This window comes from Silvania hatchlandensis (genome assembly GCF_025564065.1).
Taxonomy (GTDB): domain Bacteria; phylum Pseudomonadota; class Gammaproteobacteria; order Enterobacterales; family Enterobacteriaceae; genus Enterobacter; species Enterobacter hatchlandensis.
In genome coordinates this window covers 46,324-64,066 of the sequence record NZ_JAMGZK010000047.1, presented here as the reverse complement: position 1 = coordinate 64,066, position 17,743 = coordinate 46,324, and the positions used below count along the sequence as shown (strand labels likewise).

General features: G+C 56.9%; 11 protein-coding genes. 7 read left to right on the top strand and 4 right to left on the bottom strand.

Features of this window, described 5'->3' with window-relative positions; all coding sequences use genetic code 11:
- Positions 1-8: 8 nt before the first annotated feature.
- The 3 genes from M8014_RS10425 to M8014_RS10415 are packed head-to-tail and all read right to left on the bottom strand — an operon-like array spanning position 9 to position 3,836.
- Complete coding sequence (locus tag M8014_RS10425) at positions 9-2,486, bottom strand: fimbria/pilus outer membrane usher protein (protein WP_271282402.1); 2,478 nt, start codon at positions 2,484-2,486, stop codon at positions 9-11.
- A gap of 18 nt (positions 2,487-2,504) precedes the next feature.
- A complete protein-coding gene (locus tag M8014_RS10420; RefSeq protein ID WP_271282401.1) occupies positions 2,505-3,200 on the bottom strand; it encodes a fimbrial biogenesis chaperone in 696 nt (231 codons plus the stop codon).
- A gap of 51 nt (positions 3,201-3,251) precedes the next feature.
- A complete protein-coding gene (locus M8014_RS10415) occupies positions 3,252-3,836 on the bottom strand; it encodes a fimbrial protein (protein ID WP_271282400.1) in 585 nt (194 codons plus the stop codon).
- 527 nt (positions 3,837-4,363) lie between these two features.
- On the opposite strand from M8014_RS10415, the gene M8014_RS10410 reads away from it, so the two are divergent.
- The 7 genes from M8014_RS10410 (at position 4,364) to fhuB (ending at position 16,287) form a co-directional block, all read left to right on the top strand.
- Positions 4,364-4,882 carry a winged helix-turn-helix domain-containing protein gene (locus tag M8014_RS10410; protein WP_271282399.1) on the top strand — a complete coding sequence of 173 codons (519 nt, stop codon included), beginning with the start codon at positions 4,364-4,366 and terminating at the stop codon, positions 4,880-4,882.
- Positions 4,883-5,010: 128 nt separating this feature from the next.
- On the top strand, positions 5,011-7,440 hold the full coding sequence (gene hrpB, locus M8014_RS10405) for an ATP-dependent helicase HrpB (protein WP_271282398.1): 2,430 nt from the start codon (positions 5,011-5,013) through the stop codon (positions 7,438-7,440).
- Between the two features lie 97 nt (positions 7,441-7,537).
- Positions 7,538-10,075: a bifunctional glycosyl transferase/transpeptidase gene (gene mrcB / locus M8014_RS10400; protein WP_271282397.1), complete on the top strand. Its 2,538-nt coding sequence runs from the start codon at positions 7,538-7,540 to the stop codon at positions 10,073-10,075.
- Between the two features lie 236 nt (positions 10,076-10,311).
- Positions 10,312-12,567, top strand: a complete 2,256-nt coding sequence (gene fhuA / locus M8014_RS10395) for a ferrichrome porin FhuA (RefSeq protein ID WP_271282396.1) — start codon at positions 10,312-10,314, stop codon at positions 12,565-12,567.
- Positions 12,568-12,623: 56 nt separating this feature from the next.
- Positions 12,624-13,421: a Fe3+-hydroxamate ABC transporter ATP-binding protein FhuC gene (fhuC, locus tag M8014_RS10390; RefSeq protein ID WP_271282395.1), complete on the top strand. Its 798-nt coding sequence runs from the start codon at positions 12,624-12,626 to the stop codon at positions 13,419-13,421.
- Positions 13,421-14,308, top strand: a complete 888-nt coding sequence (gene fhuD / locus M8014_RS10385) for a Fe(3+)-hydroxamate ABC transporter substrate-binding protein FhuD (RefSeq protein WP_418939606.1) — start codon at positions 13,421-13,423, stop codon at positions 14,306-14,308. Before fhuC ends, fhuD begins: the two co-directional genes overlap by 1 nt.
- On the top strand, positions 14,305-16,287 hold the full coding sequence (gene fhuB / locus M8014_RS10380) for a Fe(3+)-hydroxamate ABC transporter permease FhuB (protein WP_271282393.1): 1,983 nt from the start codon (positions 14,305-14,307) through the stop codon (positions 16,285-16,287). The genes fhuD and fhuB overlap by 4 nt, the downstream gene beginning before the upstream one ends.
- Before the next feature lie 108 nt (positions 16,288-16,395).
- Here fhuB and hemL read toward each other — a convergent pair whose 3' ends face one another.
- Entirely contained in the window at positions 16,396-17,676 is a 1,281-nt protein-coding gene (gene hemL, locus M8014_RS10375; RefSeq protein WP_271282392.1) for a glutamate-1-semialdehyde 2,1-aminomutase, read from the bottom strand.
- Positions 17,677-17,743: the final 67 nt, after the last annotated feature.

The following is a 17,743-nucleotide window of genomic DNA, read 5'->3' as shown; positions in this document are numbered from 1 at the left end:
CCATTTAATTATTTGCACAAAGACGGCGCGGTGTTCACACCGCTGACGGGGGTAGCGATGGTGCAGGTGCCACCACGTATGTGGACCTGAAGTAATGTCGGCATTGCTTGCGCGCGAATATAAATCACGCTTGCCTGACCGACATAGCCTACCGCTTCGTTATGTTCGTTAAAGACCTCAGTACCGAACGGCAAGGGAGTGCCATTCGCTTGAACGGCATGAACCTGCCAGGACTGACGTCTGTCAGTTTCAAAGCGGAGGTAATTCACGGCACCATCATAAGGGGCGCTGTTCGCCATGTTGCCGATAATTTCCGCACCGGAGCTGGCGGTGGTTTCAGCTAACGTGACTGAGTTTTTACGATACGGCGTGGCATAAGGCACCAATGCCAGCCCATCTTTGTTGGTCCTGATGCTCTCATCACCGTTCACCATAAGCCCTTCGGCGCCAGGGGCTTCAATCACGGTCATGGTGGAGCCGATTTCGTTGGCGGCCAGCACGTGCCATGGGAATGCGACAATGCTGCCACGACTGCTGATACCTGCTTGTCGATAATCGCCTGATTCGCTCCAGGAGGCTCCCAAAGTAGAGACGTCAGAGCGCCAGGTGGTATTGACGCTGGCCATATTTTTGCCGCCGTTAGTATTGTTGCCAGCGACGGAATAACTCAGACGGTTTGATTCCATGGCGTTACCGCTCAGACTGATGTTACTTTGCTCGTAACCTGAGTCAGTGCCCGCAATGCTACTGCTGATCCATGCGTTATTATCAAACAGGGAGAAGGGGGCGCTGATAGAGGCATACAGGCGAGTCTCTTCTTTGTTATCGCTGTTTCTCACGCGGCTGGCGGAGAGGGTGTAGTTTGCACCGCCAAGCGAGTTGGAATAGCCCATCTGGTATTCCCGTGCTCGGCTTTTGCTGTTCCAGTAGTCGCGCTGGGTGCCGGTCAGATAAATGCTGCCCCATCCTTCTTTCAAACGTTGATTCATGTTGACGGTAAAGGTGTTTTTTGGCTTTACATCATTGCTGGCATCCCATTGTTCCAGAGACATGTCCGTCGTTTCACCGTGGCGATCTTCATATTCGTCGTACTGACGACGCAGATTCTTGTAGCCATCCTGGGCGTAAAGTGCGCTCGTGAAGCTGTAATAGCCTTTTGTCGAATAACGGTAGGCAGCCAGGGTGACGTTGGTTGCCGTGGTATCCACGAATTTGCTGTAAGCAATACGATAACTTTGTCCGCTATAGCTGCGATCCTGTAGTTTTGTGTCCGCATGGGTCACGTCAACGGAAATCGCGCCGAAAGGGAGGTTCCAGCCTGATCCCAGCAGCCCAGCCTGATAATCGTTACTGATGATCATGCCCGTATAACCCGTGATCAGGTTGTTAATACCGTGCCGCAGGGTGCCCTGAATAAAACCGGGACGATTTTCAACCGAGTCCTGCCTGATCTCACCCGCAACGACGTGAAAATCACTCACGCCCGCCTTAAGCATGCCGGGTACGGCTGAGAAGGGGACCAGGAAGGATTGCTTCGACCCATCCGCTTCCTGAACCACTATCTCCAGATCCCCTGCGGAGCCGGTCGGCTGTATTTTATCCAGAACAAACGAACCCGGTGGCACGTTCTCCTGATAAATAACGTTGCCGTTTTGAATGACTTTCACCAGTGCATTAGTCAGCGCGATGCCATGTACCACAGGTGCGAAACCCTGCTGTGAATTCGGGCGCATTTGGGAATCCGACGCCAGGGAGACGCCTCGCGTGCGGACAGAATCGAACAGATCGCCGGGGGTATAGAAATCCCCCGCCATAAGGTTAGACTTCAGCGGGGCGAGGGGGCGGCGTAGAAAGCGAGTGTTATTTTGCCAGGAGCCACGGCTACCCGCTTTTTTTTTCCAGGTGCTGCTGTCGCGCAATTGCCAACCCAGCAGATTTATCCCGGAATCCAGCCCGGTATAGAGATCGTCGCTGTCATCTTTCGCTGCCGTCTTGGTATGTGAATTATAATAAGTGGTGTTGTAAGAGAGCAGCAATGCCGGGATGCCTTCATCCCAGAATTTAGCATCAACATAGCCAGGTTCCCTGTGCTGTAGCGCCGATTGTGGCACGGTCAAATTGAGACTAAACGTGCTGATATCCGTTTCAATACGGCCGCCCTGAATCAAATCAATGAGTTGCACCTGCCCTTGGGGAATAGCGGGCGCGGGCACTTTTTGGGTATTGATACCCAGTAATTGTGCGTCCTGCCATGACAGGCGAATATCATCCTGCTCCTGCCCGTAAATAACGCTAAAACGTCCTTTCCAGTCGTTATTGACATAAATGTCCACCTCTTGCTTGCCTGCTGGCATGTCATTATTGTCGTAGAAACGCGATAGATCGGCGTCTCTGGATGCGCCTGCCAGAAGGGAGGTATCAAAGGTGACAGCGGCGGAATTGTGTGAAAGCAGCAACGTACAGGCGACAAGCAATTTGGTTTTCATCGTCCATGATTCCCTTTTTTACTGGCTTGTTACATCCCGGGTTTTATATGCACCTAAATCATCAACATATATAACCTGATAAGACTGGTTGCGTTTTAAATTGGTTTTGGCTGCTGTGGTGATAGGGGTGAACGGCGGCACCATCACGGATTCCGCCAGCAGTTTTTGCTTTGCCGACGTTTCAATATTGGCAATCGTGATATGGAACGGACTGTTATTTACTATGCGGAAGTGATTATTTTCCACAATGAGCTTAAGGCCGGACATGGCTTCATTCTGCCTACCCGCCAGAATAGCCGGACGATAAAAGACTTTCACTCGCGATTTAATGGCTAACTGAATAGTATTAACACCCTTCAAATGGTCTGGCGCAGGTGGAATATCCAGCACATTGAGAAAGAAAACGGATTCACGATCTTTTGGCAGTTTCGCCTCGATTTTTTTAATCCGTAATTGCTGGCCGTTATTGCCGTTAACTTTTACGACTGGTGGGGATAACATAAAGGGAACATGTGCTGTTTCCGGCGTCGAATTAATATCACCGTCATCAATCCATGACTGTACCAGCGCGGGGGTATCGCCATTATTAATTAGCTGAACAACGACTTCTTTATTATTTTCTGGATAAATCACGCGGGTACCATTGATGACAATATTTGCCCATGAAGAATGGCTTCCCAGGATCAGCGCTACCAGTAACAATGTTTTTTGCATGATTGAACCTTTTACTACAGGCTCTGCATTCACAGAGCCTGGCAGAGAAAATTACAGGTAAGAAACGGTGTAAGTCACGTTAGAGCTAAGCGTCCCGACAGTGGCTGCTGAGGTGTTCGTTTTGTAGTAGTAAACGTCCAGTTGCAGCGTTTCGGAATCCGGCGCTGCTTTGTTACCTAAGAGGGTGGTGGAATAGGCCTGATCCAGCGCGATTGGGGTGTTAGTACCCGGTTGAGCCAGAGCGAAACCAACGTTTCGCGCTACGCTGGCGTCGTTTTCGTTGACTGAATTGTTCACCAGGTATTTGCCGTCAGTGGAGATGTTGTCAGCAGAAGAGAAATACACCTTCAGTTTAGAATCCTCAGGCGCTGAAGCCAGGCTGCAACCGGAGAATGTCAGTGCGACAGTTTTTTTATTTTTGGTGATCAGACCGACAGTAGTGCCTGCATCCGTAACAGAAATGGGTGATAACGCCACGGTCAAATCCGCACTTTTTCCGCCGTTAATGGTACAGGTGGTGTCCGTGACAGCACCGGTAAAGTTGATCACTCCACCTGCATTCGTATCGGCTGCCATTACATGAGTAGAAGCTACTGCGGTAGCGAGTACAGATACGGTCATGATTTTCTTGAACATTAAATACTCCATTATTTATTAAATGCACATTGAGTAGCGGCAATCAGCTTCAGACCCTTTCGGTCGGTATTGAATTGCTTTAATTCAGTGAGGTATAAGCTTTCCCTGTTGAACGTCATCAAGAAAAACCATTGTTTGATATACATCACCGTTGCCGGCAGTGTCATAGCGAGAAGGAGGGCCGAAGTTAGCGGTAGCGGAACGGTGAGAGTGCGTACGAAGGGAGAGTTTGTTTCGCTCCGCTCCTTGGCATTCTTTTCGTCAGAACTATTGTGTCTGACAGACATCCCTGTCTCGTTACCCGGCTATTTTACACTGAAAATCCGCATGGGTTGAAATATTATCCTGATTAAACATAATAAACAGAGTTTTAATCTAAAATTCATGTTGATTATTAAATCTTAATCCAACAGTAAGTTATTAAGGCTTCATTTTAACTGTTTAATAATGTTCAATGCATAGGGTTTTATATCTCACCTCATAGCGTGCTGGACTGAGATTTGAATTTAAGTATTCAGAAGGGGCTTATGAAATACGCAATAAACATTTCTATGGTTTATGATTTTGAATCTGGCATCATTGAAAGTAATGATACGGAGGAGGGAAGTGTTCGTTTATCAAAACAGGCTTCACGGCTTTTGCAGGTATTAATTAAAAATAACAACCAGATTCTCGAGCGAAATTATCTTATCGCTGAGGTTTGGGAAGCGCAGGGATGTGCGGGGTCATCGACCAGTCTCAGTGTGGCTATTAGCGAAATCAGAAAAGCGTTTCGGCAACTGAATGGCGATCCGATGCTGATTCAAACGTTGCGGAAAGTAGGTTTTGTGTTGGTGGCAAATGTTGAATGCCTTAATGCGGGTAAGGGTGTTGAGGAGAGTGAAACTTCACAGCCTCTGCAGCCGGTCAGACTGGATGTTGACGATAAATCGTCGGTGAAGCGGTATTTGTCGCTCGAATGGGTGAGAATGGGTTTCCTGGTCGCGATATTAATAGTCTGTGTCATTATCGATGAAAACGCGTGGTTTTCCCTGTTCTCTTCCTGATAACACCCATTTTAACATGAGTGGCAAGGCCCATTGCCCGGCGCGGGAATAACAAAGGGGATTCTCGGTTATGGCTTGAGGCGATGCTACACTGTACGCCGTCTAAAGATAATCCTCTGGAGCCATTTGTGTCCCTGTTGCCGGTTGCCGCTGTCCTTCCTGAACTTCTCCTCGCGTTACAACACGCTCCTCAGGTTTTGCTCAATGCCCCCACCGGTGCGGGAAAATCGACGTGGCTGCCGCTGCAGATCCTGGCCCAGGGAACGATTAACGGCAAAATCATTCTGCTGGAGCCGCGCAGGCTTGCGGCGCGCAACGTGGCGCAACGGCTTGCGGAATTGCTCGGCGAAAAGCCAGGTGAAACGGTGGGCTACCGGATGCGGGCCGAAACCTGCGTCGGGGCCAACACCCGGCTGGAGGTGGTCACCGAAGGGATACTCACCCGCATGCTCCAGCACGATCCCGAGCTGACCGGCGTGGGACTGGTGATCCTCGATGAATTCCACGAGCGTAGCCTGCAGGCGGATTTGGCCCTGGCGCTGCTGCTGGACGTGCAGCAGGGTCTGCGCGACGATCTCAAACTGCTGATCATGTCCGCGACGCTGGACAATGTGCGCCTGCAGCAGTTGCTGCCCGAGGCGCCAGTGATTTCCTCCGAAGGGCGCTCGTATCCGGTTGAGCGGCGCTATCAGTCGCTTTCCACCCAATTACGATTCGATGAGGCGGTGGCGGTGGCTACCGCCGAGCTGTTACGCCAGGCGCCCGGCTCGCTGCTGCTGTTTTTACCCGGCGTGATTGAGATCCAGCGCGTGCAGGAGCAGCTTTCCCGGCGCGTGGCCGCCGATGTTGTGCTCTGCCCTTTATATGGCGCGCTGTCGCTTACCGAGCAGCGCAAAGCGATCCTGCCCGCGCCGGCCGGGCAGCGCAAAGTGGTGCTGGCGACCAATATTGCCGAAACCAGTCTGACTATCGAAGGTATTCGGCTGGTAGTGGACTCGGCTCAGGAACGGGTGGCGAGTTTCGATCCGCGCACCGGGCTGACCCGGCTAATGACCCAGCGCGTCAGCCAGGCGTCGATGACCCAGCGCGCCGGGCGTGCCGGGCGACTGGAACCCGGCATCTGCCTGCATCTCACGCCGTTTGAACAGGCCGAACGCGCGGCGGCGCAGGCCACCCCGGACATTTTGCAAAGCGATCTCAGCGGCCTGATGATGGAGCTGCTGCAGTGGGGCTGTCAGGATCCGGCCCAGCTCAGCTGGCTGGATCTGCCGCCTGCGGTTAATCTCGCTGCGGCCCGTCGGTTATTAACCCAGCTCGGGGCACTGGCGGGGGAGCGGTTAACCTCTCACGGGCAGAAGATGGCCACGCTGGGCAACGACCCGCGGCTGGCGGCGATGCTGGCCCATGCGTCGGGCGATAGTGATATTGCCACGGCAGCAAAGCTGGCGGCGATCCTCGAGCAGCCGCCACGCGGTGGCAGTAGCGATCTGCTGCAGGCCTTTTCCCGCAATCAGCCTGAGTGGCAGCAGCGTGCCCGGCAACTGAGCCAGCGCCTGAGCAGTCGCGGCGGTGTGCCGGACAGCGACCGTGTGCCCGCGCTACTGGCGCAGGCTTTTCCCGACAGGATTGCCCGCCGACGCGGGCTTGATGGCCGCTATCAACTGGCGAACGGCATGGGGGCGATGCTGCAAAGCGATGACGCCATGACCCGCCATGAGTGGCTGATTGCCCCGCTGCTGTTGCAGGGGAGCCAGTCGCCGGATGCCCGCATTTTGCAGGCCGTTGCGCTGGATATAGACGCCCTGATCGCGGACTGTCCGGCGCTGGTGACCCAGTCTGACACGGTAGAGTGGGATGATGCCCAGGGAACGCTGAAAGCGCTGCGCCGCAGCCAGATTGGCCGCCTGACGATCGGCGTCCGGGCGCTGGCAAAACCCTCAGAAGAGGAGCTGCACCAGGCGATGCTCAACGGCATCCGCGATAAAGGCCTCAGCGTGCTGAACTGGACGCCGGACGCGGAGCAGTATCGTCTCCGCCTGCACTGTGCTGCGCAGTGGCTCCCGGAGTATGACTGGCCCGCAGTCGATGACGCCTCGCTGCTGGCAACGCTGGAGCAGTGGTTGCTGCCGCAAATGCAGGGTGTACATTCACTGCGCGCCCTGAAAGCGCTGGATGTTAAGTCCGCGTTACAGAATTTAGCAGACTGGTCATTGCGTCAACGGCTGGTGAGTTTGCTGCCGGAGCATTACACTGTGCCGACCGGAAGCCGAATCGCCATTCGCTATCATGAGGATAATCCTCCGGCGCTGGCGGTACGGATGCAGGAGATGTTTGGGGAGGCAACTACGCCTGCGATCGCCGAAGGGCGCATTCCGCTGGTGCTGGAGCTGCTCTCCCCGGCGCAGCGCCCGCTGCAGATCACGCGCGATCTGGCTGCCTTCTGGGCAGGGAGCTACCGCGAAGTGCAAAAAGAGATGAAAGGGCGCTATCCCAAACACGTCTGGCCGGACGATCCGGCGAATACAGCACCCACCCGACGCACTAAAAAGTATTCGTAGGCCGGATAACGGGTCAATTTGAGAGATTTCTTCTTCCTCCACCAGGAGGAAGAGCTGAGAATCGGGCCCTTGCGCCTGATAGTTGCGGAGAGAAAGCATGGCGGGGAATGACCGCGAACCGATTGGACGTAAAGGAAAACCCTCACGTCCGGCGAAAGAGAAAGCAGGCCGTCGTCCCCTCAGAGATGAGGATTACGACGATGATGTTGAAAATGAGTATCAGGATGAAGAGCCCGTGCCGCGTAAAACGAAAGGAAAAGGCAAGGGCAGCAAGCCGCGCGGCAAGCGTAGCTGGCTGTGGCTACTGCTGAAGCTGTTTATTGTTTTTGTGGTGTTGATGGCGATCTATGGCGTCTATCTGGACCAGAAGATCCGCAGCCGTATTGATGGAAAAGTCTGGCAGCTGCCGGCCGCTGTGTATGGTCGGATGGTTAACCTCGAGCCGGAAATGACCATCAGCAAGAACGAGATGGTCAAGTTGCTTGAGGCGACCCAGTATCGCCAGGTGACGAAGATGACCCGTCCCGGCGAGTTTACGGTGCAGGCGAAAAGCATTGAGATGATCCGCCGTCCGTTTGACTTCCCGGACAGCAAAGAGGGGCAGGTGCGCGCGCGTCTGACCTTCGATGGCGATCATATCGATACTATTGAGAACCTGGATAACAACCGTCAGTTCGGTTTCTTCCGTCTCGATCCGCGTCTGATCACCATGCTCTCTTCGCCAAACGGCGAGCAGCGCCTGTTTGTTGCACGTAATGGCTTCCCGGATCTGCTGGTGGATACCCTGCTGGCCACCGAAGACCGCCACTTCTACGAGCACGACGGCGTGAGCCTGTACTCCATTGGCCGCGCAGTGCTGGCAAACGTCACCGCCGGGCGGACGGTGCAGGGGGCGAGTACCCTGACCCAGCAGCTGGTGAAGAACCTGTTCCTCTCCAGCGAGCGCTCCTACTGGCGTAAAGCCAACGAAGCGTACATGGCGGTGCTGATGGACGCCCGTTACAGCAAAGATCGCATTCTTGAGCTGTACATGAACGAGGTGTACCTCGGTCAGAGTGGCGACAATGAAATTCGCGGCTTCCCGCTGGCGAGCCTGTACTACTTTGGCCGTCCGGTGGAAGAGCTGAGCCTCGACCAGCAGGCGCTGCTGGTGGGCATGGTGAAGGGGGCGTCGATCTACAACCCGTGGCGTAACCCTAAGCTGGCGCTGGAGCGGCGTAACCTGGTTCTGCGTCTGCTGCAGCAGCAGCAGGTGATCGACCAGGAGCTGTACGACATGCTCAGCGCGCGTCCGTTAGGCGTCCAGCCGCGCGGCGGCGTGATCTCCCCGCAGCCTGCCTTTATGCAGATGGTGCGTCAGGAGCTGCAGACCAAGCTGGGCGATAAGGTTAAAGATCTCTCCGGCGTGAAGATCTTCACCACCTTCGACTCTGTGGCGCAGGATGCTGCAGAGAAGGCGGCGGTAGAAGGTATCCCGGCGCTGAAAAAACAGCGCAAGCTGAGCGATCTGGAAACCGCGATGGTGGTAGTCGATCGTAACAGCGGCGAAGTGCGGGCAATGGTCGGCGGGGCAGAGCCTCAGTTTGCGGGCTATAACCGTGCGATGCAGGCGCGCCGTTCAATTGGCTCGCTGGCGAAACCGGCGACCTATCTCACCGCCCTGAGCCAGCCGAACCAGTATCGTCTGAACACCTGGATCGCCGATGCGCCGATTGCTTTGCGCCAGCCAAATGGCCAGGTGTGGTCGCCGCAGAATGACGACAAACAGTACAGCGGTCAGGTGATGCTTGTGGACGCCCTGACGCGTTCGATGAACGTGCCGACGGTCAACCTCGGGATGGCGCTGGGCTTGCCAGCGGTGACAGATACCTGGCTGAAGCTGGGCGTACCGAAAGATCAACTGCACCCGGTACCGGCGATGCTGCTCGGGGCCCTGAACCTGACGCCTATCGAAGTGGCGCAGGCGTTCCAGACCATCGCCAGCGGCGGTAACCGCGCCCAGCTCTCTGCGCTGCGTTCCGTGATTGCCGAAGATGGCACGGCGCTTTACCAGAGCTTCCCGCAGGCCGAACGTGCCGTCCCGGCGCAGGCCGCGTACATGACGCTGTGGACCATGCAGCAGGTGGTGCAGCGCGGAACCGGTCGCCAGCTTGGCGCGAAGTATCCGGGTCTGCATCTGGCCGGTAAAACCGGGACCACCAACAACAACGTTGATACCTGGTTTGCGGGCATCGACGGGCGTGAAGTGGTGATCACCTGGGTTGGTCGTGACAACAACCAGCCGACGAAGCTATACGGCGCCAGCGGGGCGATGTCGATTTATCAGCGCTATCTGGCTAACCAGTCGCCGGTGCCGTTAACCCTGACACCACCGGAAGATATCGTCGATATGGGCGTGGACGAGTCGGGCAACTTCGTGTGTGGCGGCGGGATGCGCAGTGTGCCGGTCTGGACCGCGAACCCGGACTCCCTGTGTCAGGCGCCAGCGCCGCAGCCAACGGGCAACCCGTTTGACCAGTCTTCTCAGCCTCAACAGCCGCAGCAGCAGCAGCAACAACAGCCGCAGCAGCAGAATGAGAAGAAAGACAGCGACGGTGTCGCGGGCTGGATCAAGGACATGTTCGGCGGTAACTAACCTGCATCATTCCCTCTCCTGCGGGAGAGGGAATCTCTTCACCTCAAACCAACATCTCCCCAACAGCAATATCCCTGTTTATTAACCCTTCAATGCCCATTGATTATTTCTTATACCCTCAATTCTTGTAGGGCCGCATACCACTTGCTATGCCGGGAATGTTTCGCATAATATGCTGCGGTCATAATAATAATTCTCGTTTACGTTATCATTCACTCTTGCTCAGAGAGATACCAATGGCGCTTTCAAAAACTGCTCAGCCAATGAATCCTTCACTGCGTAAAATCGCAGTTGTTGTAGCCACAGCGGTTAGCGGCATGTCTGCTTATGCCCAGGCTGCTGAAACCCCTAAAAAAGAAGAAACCATCACCGTAACCGCAGCGCCTGCGCCTCAGGAGAGTGCCTGGGGTCCAGCGGCGACCATCGCGGCACGCCAGTCGGCGACAGCGACCAAAACCGACACCCCGATCCAAAAGGTGCCGCAGTCGATTTCCGTTGTCACCGCCGAAGAGATGGCGTTACATCAGCCTAAATCGGTAAAAGAGGCGCTCAGCTACACCCCAGGCGTTGCCGTGGGCACCCGTGGCGCATCGAACACCTATGATTACCTGATCATCCGCGGCTTTGCCGCCGACGGCCAAAGTCAGAATAACTATCTGAACGGCCTGAAGATGCAGGGTAACTTCTATAACGATGCGGTCGTTGACCCGTATATGCTGGAACGTGCTGAAGTGATGCGCGGTCCGGTTTCCGTTCTGTACGGAAAGAGCAACCCGGGCGGCCTGCTGAACATGGTCAGCAAGCGCCCAACCACTGAACCGCTAAAAGAGATTCAGTTTAAAACGGGCACCAACAGCCTGTTCCAGACCGGCTTTGACTTCAGCGACGCGCTGGATGACGATGGCGTTTACTCCTATCGTTTAACCGGCCTGGCGCGCTCCGCCAACGCCCAGCAGCAGGGGGCAGAAGAGCAACGTTATGCCATCGCCCCGGCATTCAGCTGGCGCCCGGATGACAAAACTAACTTCACCTTCCTGTCCTATTTCCAGAACGAGCCAGAAACCGGTTACTACGGATGGCTGCCAAAAGAGGGCACCGTAACCGAGCTGCCAAACGGCAAGCGTCTGTCCACGGATTTCAACGAAGGTGCAGACAACAACACCTACTCTCGTAACGAGAAGATGGTGGGTTACAGCTTCGACCACGAATTCAACGACACCTTTACCGTGCGTCAGAACCTGCGTTACGCCGAAAACAGAACCTCGCAAAACAGCGTGTATGGCTATGGCATGTGTTCCGATCCGATGTATTCGAGCAACCCGGCCACCAGTCCTTGCGCCAGCGTTCCTCAGTCGCAGTGGGATCATACCCTGACCCGTCAGTACGTGATTGATAACGAAAAACTGCAGAACTTCACCGTCGATACCCAGCTGCAGAGCAAGTTTGCCACCGGTTCTGTCGATCACACGCTGCTGACCGGCGTTGACTTTATGCGTATGCGTAACGACATCGATTCCTGGTTTGGTTATGCCGGTTCCGTTGCGCCGTCCGATATCTATAACCTGGACCGCAGCGACTTCGATTTTGGCGCCCACCCAGGCCCATCAGGCGCGTATCAGGTGCTGAACAAACAGAAGCAGACTGGCCTGTACGTGCAGGATCAGATGCAGTGGGAGAAAGTGCTGGTCACCCTTGGCGGTCGTTACGACTGGGCGAAGCAGGACTCTCTGAACCGTGTTCTTGCGACAGAAGATTCCCGGGATGATAAAGAGTTCACCTGGCGCGGCGGGGTTAACTACCTGTTCGATAACGGTGTAACGCCATATTTCAGCTACAGCGAATCCTTCGAACCGGCTTCCACCCTGGGTGCGGACGGCAATATTTTTGCACCGTCTAAAGGTAAGCAGTACGAAGCGGGTGTGAAATATGTCCCGAACGATCGTCCGATTGTGTTGACCGGGGCGCTCTATCAGCTGACCAAAACCAACAACCTGATGGCCGATCCTGCGGGCTCGTTCTTCTCGGTTCAGGGTGGCGAGATCCGCGCCCGTGGTGTTGAAATTGAAGCTAAAGCCGCGCTGTCTGCCAGCGTCAACGTGGTCGGGTCATACACCTACACCGACGTCGAGTACACCACGGATACCAACTACAAAGGCAACACCCCGGCACAGGTTCCAGAACATATGGCATCCCTGTGGGCGGATTATACCCTGTATGAAGGTGCGCTCTCTGGCCTGACGCTGGGTACCGGTGGTCGTTACTCTGGTTCCAGCTATGGCGATCCGGCGAACAGCTTCAAAGTGGGTAGCTACACCGTTGTGGATGCACTGGTCCGTTACGATCTGGCGCGTGTTGGCATGGCGGGCTCTAACGTCGCGGTCCATGTGAACAACCTGTTCGATCGTGAATACGTTGCCAGCTGCTTCAACACCTACGGCTGTTTCTGGGGAGCTGAACGCCAGGTGGTTGCCACGGCGACCTTCCGCTTCTAATCTTCATTCTCTCTTTTGGGCACGGCTTTTCGTGCCCTTTACTTAAGTTGGCCACCATGCAGGATAACAAACCGCAATCTGACACCACCTTTGCGCTAGACGGTACTTCCTTTCGTGTTCCCGGACGCACGCTGCTGCATCCGCTTTCGCTGACCTTCCCCGCAGGCAAAGTCACAGGCCTTATCGGCCATAACGGCTCCGGCAAATCCACCTTACTGAAAATGCTCGGCCGTCATCAGCCGCCGTCAGAAGGGGATATTCTGCTGGACGGACAGCCGCTGGAGAGCTGGAACAGCAAGGCATTTGCGCGCAAAGTGGCTTATCTGCCACAGCAGTTGCCGCAGGCGGAAGGAATGACCGTACGGGAACTGGTGGCGATTGGGCGTTATCCCTGGCATGGCGCGTTAGGGCGTTTTGGCGTCGCCGACCGTGAGAAAGTGGAAGAAGCCATTTCGCTGGTGGGGCTCAAGCCGTTGGCCCATCGTCTGGTGGACAGTCTTTCCGGTGGCGAGCGCCAGCGCGCATGGATCGCCATGCTGGTGGCGCAGGACAGCCGCTGCTTACTGCTGGATGAACCCACCTCGGCGCTGGACATTGCCCATCAGGTGGACGTGCTGGCGCTGGTGCACCGCTTAAGCCAGCAGCGCGGATTAACGGTGATTGCCGTGCTGCACGATATCAACATGGCGGCGCGTTACTGCGATTATCTGGTGGCATTGCGCGGCGGTGAGATGATAGCCCAGGGCACGCCTGCTGAGCTGATGCGCAGTGACACGCTGGAACACATTTACGGAATTCCGATGGGAATTCTGCCGCATCCGGCCGGTGCGGCGCCGGTGAGCTTTGTCTATTGATGTCTGATTTACTGATTAGCCGCCGTCGGCTGTTGACGGCTATGGCGCTTTCGCCGCTGCTGTGGAAAATGGGCACGGCGCATGCCGCCGCCATCGATCCGCATCGTATTGTGGCCCTCGAGTGGCTGCCGGTTGAACTGCTGCTGGCGCTCGGCGTCACCCCCTACGGCGTGGCCGATATTCCCAACTACACCCTGTGGGTGAACGAACCTCGTCTGCCCGCGTCGGTTATCGATATCGGCCTGCGTACCGAACCCAATCTCGAACTGCTGACCCAGATGAAACCCTCTTACCTGGTGTGGTCGGCGGGCTATGGCCCGTCGGAAGAGAAGCTGGCGCGGATTGCACCGGGGCGTGGGTTCGCCTTTAGCGACGGCAAAAAACCGCTGGCTAATGCCCGCAAATCCTTAACCGAGATGGCGCAACTGCTGAATATGGACGCGGCCGCCCGCTCGCATCTCGATCATTTCGACAGTGTGATTGACAGCTTCAAGCCGCGTTTTGCAGGCCGGGGCGATCGCCCGCTGCTGATGGTTACTCTGCTCGACGCGCGTCATATGCTGGTGTTTGGCAATAACTGCCTGTTCCAGGAAGTGCTGGATCGCTATGGCATTAAAAACGCCTGGGAAGGGGAGATGACCTTCTGGGGCAGTACCGCAGTGGGGATCGATCGTCTGGCCATGTTCCGCGATGTGGACGTGCTCTGTTTCGACCACGGCAACGAGCGTGAAATGCAGGCCCTAATGGCGACGCCGCTGTGGCAGGCGATGCCGTTTGTTCGCCAGCAGCGCGTGAAGCGCGTGCCTGCGGTGTGGTTCTACGGGGCAACGCTGTCGGCGATGCACTTTGCCCGCGTGCTGGATAATGCGCTGGGAGGTCAGGCATGAAATCACGGATAGCCCTGTTCCCGGCGCTGCTAATGGCCGCGCTGTTGGTTCTGGCGCTGGGTTTGACCTGGTCTAATCTCAATCTGGCCCTGCCGCGCGCGCAGTGGAGCAGCGCGTTAGTTGCCCCTGATATCGACAATATTCAGCAGATGCTGTTCCACTACAGCCTGATGCCACGACTGGCGATCTCGCTGCTGGTGGGGGCAGGCCTTGGGCTGGTGGGGGTGCTTTTCCAGCAGGTGCTGCGTAATCCGCTGGCGGAGCCGACCACCCTTGGCGTGGCAACCGGGGCTCAACTGGGGATGACCATCATCACCCTGTGGTCGCTGCCGGGCGCGCTGGCACCGCAGTTTGCGGCGTTGGTGGGTGCCTGCGTGGTGGGGGCAATTGTGTTTGGCGTGGCGTGGGGCAAGCGCCTGTCGCCGGTGACGCTGATCCTCGCGGGGCTGGTGGTGAGCCTGTACTGCGGCGCGGTCAATCAGCTGTTGGTCATCTTCCATCACGATCAGCTCCAGAGCATGTTCCTGTGGAGCACCGGGACGCTGACGCAGACCGACTGGAGTATCGTTCAGCGCCTGTGGCCACAGCTACTTGGTGGCGTGCTGCTGACCCTGCTGCTGCTGCGCCCGCTGACCTTAATGGGGCTGGATGACGGCGTGGCGCGCAACCTCGGGCTGGCGCTGTCGCTGGCGCGGCTGGCGGCGTTAACGCTGGCGATTGTCATCAGCGCCCTGCTGGTCAATGCGGTCGGCATTATTGGTTTTATCGGCCTGTTTGCGCCACTGCTGGCAAAAATGCTCGGTGCGCGACGCTTGCTATCCCGCCTGATCCTGGCCCCGCTGATTGGGGCGCTGATCCTCTGGCTCTCCGATCAGGTGATCCTCTGGCTGACGCGGGTGTGGATGGAAGTCTCGACCGGTTCAGTGACGGCGCTGATTGGTGCACCGCTGCTGCTGTGGCTGCTGCCGCGCCTGCGCAGCATGAATACCCCGGCCATGAACGGCGGGGATAAAGTGAGTGCGGAGCGTCAGCATGTCCTCGGGTATGCGCTGGCGGGCGGGGCGGTACTGTTGCTGGCGGTGATAGCCGCGCTGACGTTTGGTCGCGATGCGCAGGGCTGGCACTGGGCGAGCGGGACGATGCTCGACGAGCTGATGCCGTGGCGCGCGCCGCGTATTTTTGCCGCGCTGATCGCCGGGGTGATGCTGGCAGTGGCGGGGTGCATTATTCAGCGCCTGACCGGCAACCCAATGGCGAGCCCGGAAGTGCTGGGGATCAGCTCCGGTGCGGCGTTTGGCGTGGTGCTGATGCTGTTCTTTGTGCCGGGGAATGCCTTCGGCTGGCTGATGCCAGCGGGCAGTATCGGCGCGGCGGTGACGCTGCTGATCATCATGATTGCCGCCGGGCGCGGTGGATTCTCGCCACATCGGATGTTGCTGGCGGGGATGGCGTTAAGTACCGCCTTCACCATGCTGCTGATGATGCTGCAGGCCAGCGGCGATCCGCGGATGGCGCAGATTCTGACCTGGATTTCCGGTTCAACCTATAACGCCACCACCGAGCAGGTAGTGCGCACCGGCATCGCGATGATCGTCCTGCTGGCGATTGTTCCCCTGTGCCGTCGCTGGTTAACGGTGCTGCCGCTGGGGGGCGATACAGCCCGTTCGGTGGGGATGGCGCTGAGCACCTCGCGTATCGGTCTGCTGCTGCTGGCGGCCTGTCTGACCGCGACCGCCACCCTGACCATTGGCCCGCTGAGCTTTATCGGCCTGATGGCGCCACATATTGCGCGGATGATGGGTTTTCGTCGGACGATGCCGCACATGGTGATGTCGGCGTTAACCGGGGGAATACTGCTGGTGTTTGCCGACTGGTGCGGACGGATGGTGCTGTTCCCGTATCAGATCCCGGCAGGGCTGCTGTCGACCTTTATCGGTGCGCCGTACTTTATCTATCTGCTGCGTAAGCAGAGCCGGTAACAAATGCAAAACGGCAACCATCTGGTTGCCGTTTTTGGTGTTTTCTCCCTCTCCCTGTGGGAGAGGGCCGGGGTGAGGGCATCATGCCGCAGCCGGCAAACAACGTTATCAGAGCTTGGCAAACACCTTACGCGCCGCGTCGAGAGTAGTGTTGATATCCTCTTCGCTGTGCGCGACCGACATAAAGCCTGCCTCGAACGCCGACGGTGCCAGATAGACACCCTCTTCCAGCATCAGGTGGAAGAAGCGCTTGAAGCGCTCAACGTCGCACTTCACTACATCCTGATAGCTGGTCACGGTTTTGGCTTCGGTGAAGAAGATGCCGAACATGCCGCCAACGTGGTTTACCACCAGCGGAATACCAGTATCTTCTGCAGCCTCCAGCAGACCGTTGGCCAGTTGGGTGGTACGCTCAGTCAAGGTGGTATGAATACCCGGCTGCGCCACTTCGTTCAAGCAGGCAAACCCGGCGGCCATGGCAATCGGGTTACCCGACAGCGTACCCGCCTGATACACCGGACCGGTTGGGGCCAGCGCATCCATCACCTCTTTACGCCCGCCAAACGCGCCTACCGGCATACCGCCGCCGATGATTTTGCCAAGGCAGGTCAGGTCCGGCACCACGTCGTAATACGCCTGCGCACCCGCCAGTGCGACGCGGAAACCTGTCATCACTTCGTCGATAATCAGCAGCGCATTAAACTCGTCGCACAGGGCACGCAGACCCTGCAGGAAGCCCGGCTGCGGCGGGATGCAGTTCATGTTGCCCGCCACCGGCTCAACGATAATGCAAGCGATCTCCTGCGGATACTGCTCGAAAGCGGCGCGCACGGAGTCCAGATCGTTATAGGTACAGGTCAGGGTATGCTTCGCGAAGTCTGCCGGTACGCCCGGGGAGTTCGGCTGGCCGAGGGTCAGCGCACCCGAGCCGGCTTTCACCAGCAGGCAGTCGGCGTGGCCGTGGTAGCAGCCTTCGAACTTGATGATTTTATCGCGACCGGTAAAGCCACGGGCCAGACGGATGGCGCTCATGGTCGCTTCGGTACCGGAGTTCACCATGCGCACCATATCCATGGTCGGCACCAGTTCGGTCACCAGCGCGGCCATTTTCACTTCCATCTCGGTTGGCGCGCCGAAGCTCAGGCCGCGCTGGGCTGCTTCAATCACCGCATTGCGGATACTCGGGTGGTTATGGCCAAGCACCATCGGGCCCCAGGAGCCGACGTAGTCGATATAGGCTTTGCCATCCACATCGTACAGGTACGCGCCATCGGCACGTTCGATAAACAGCGGTGTACCGCCCACGCCGGTAAAAGCACGTACGGGGGAGTTCACACCGCCAGGGATAAGTTCGCGGGCCGCGCTGTAAAGAGTTTCAGACTTGCTCATGGCGTCGTTCCTGGTTTCGGGAAAAGAATGTAGCTCGCTATTCTAAGTGATTCGCGCCGGGTTATGC

Bases quoted from the DNA above. Each gene is read 5' to 3' on its own strand.
- M8014_RS10425 (WP_271282402.1), bottom strand. From the start codon at position 2,486: ATGAAAACCAAATTGCTTGTCGCCTGTACGTTGCTGCTTTCACACAAT.
- M8014_RS10420 (WP_271282401.1), bottom strand. From the start codon at position 3,200: ATGCAAAAAACATTGTTACTGGTAGCGCTGATCCTGGGAAGCCATTCT.
- M8014_RS10415 (WP_271282400.1), bottom strand. From the start codon at position 3,836: ATGTTCAAGAAAATCATGACCGTATCTGTACTCGCTACCGCAGTAGCT.
- M8014_RS10410 (WP_271282399.1), top strand. From the start codon at position 4,364: ATGAAATACGCAATAAACATTTCTATGGTTTATGATTTTGAATCTGGC.
- mrcB (WP_271282397.1), top strand. From the start codon at position 7,538: ATGGCGGGGAATGACCGCGAACCGATTGGACGTAAAGGAAAACCCTCA.
- fhuA (WP_271282396.1), top strand. From the start codon at position 10,312: ATGGCGCTTTCAAAAACTGCTCAGCCAATGAATCCTTCACTGCGTAAA.
- fhuC (WP_271282395.1), top strand. From the start codon at position 12,624: ATGCAGGATAACAAACCGCAATCTGACACCACCTTTGCGCTAGACGGT.
- fhuD (WP_418939606.1), top strand. From the start codon at position 13,421: ATGTCTGATTTACTGATTAGCCGCCGTCGGCTGTTGACGGCTATGGCG.
- fhuB (WP_271282393.1), top strand. From the start codon at position 14,305: ATGAAATCACGGATAGCCCTGTTCCCGGCGCTGCTAATGGCCGCGCTG.
- hemL (WP_271282392.1), bottom strand. From the start codon at position 17,676: ATGAGCAAGTCTGAAACTCTTTACAGCGCGGCCCGCGAACTTATCCCT.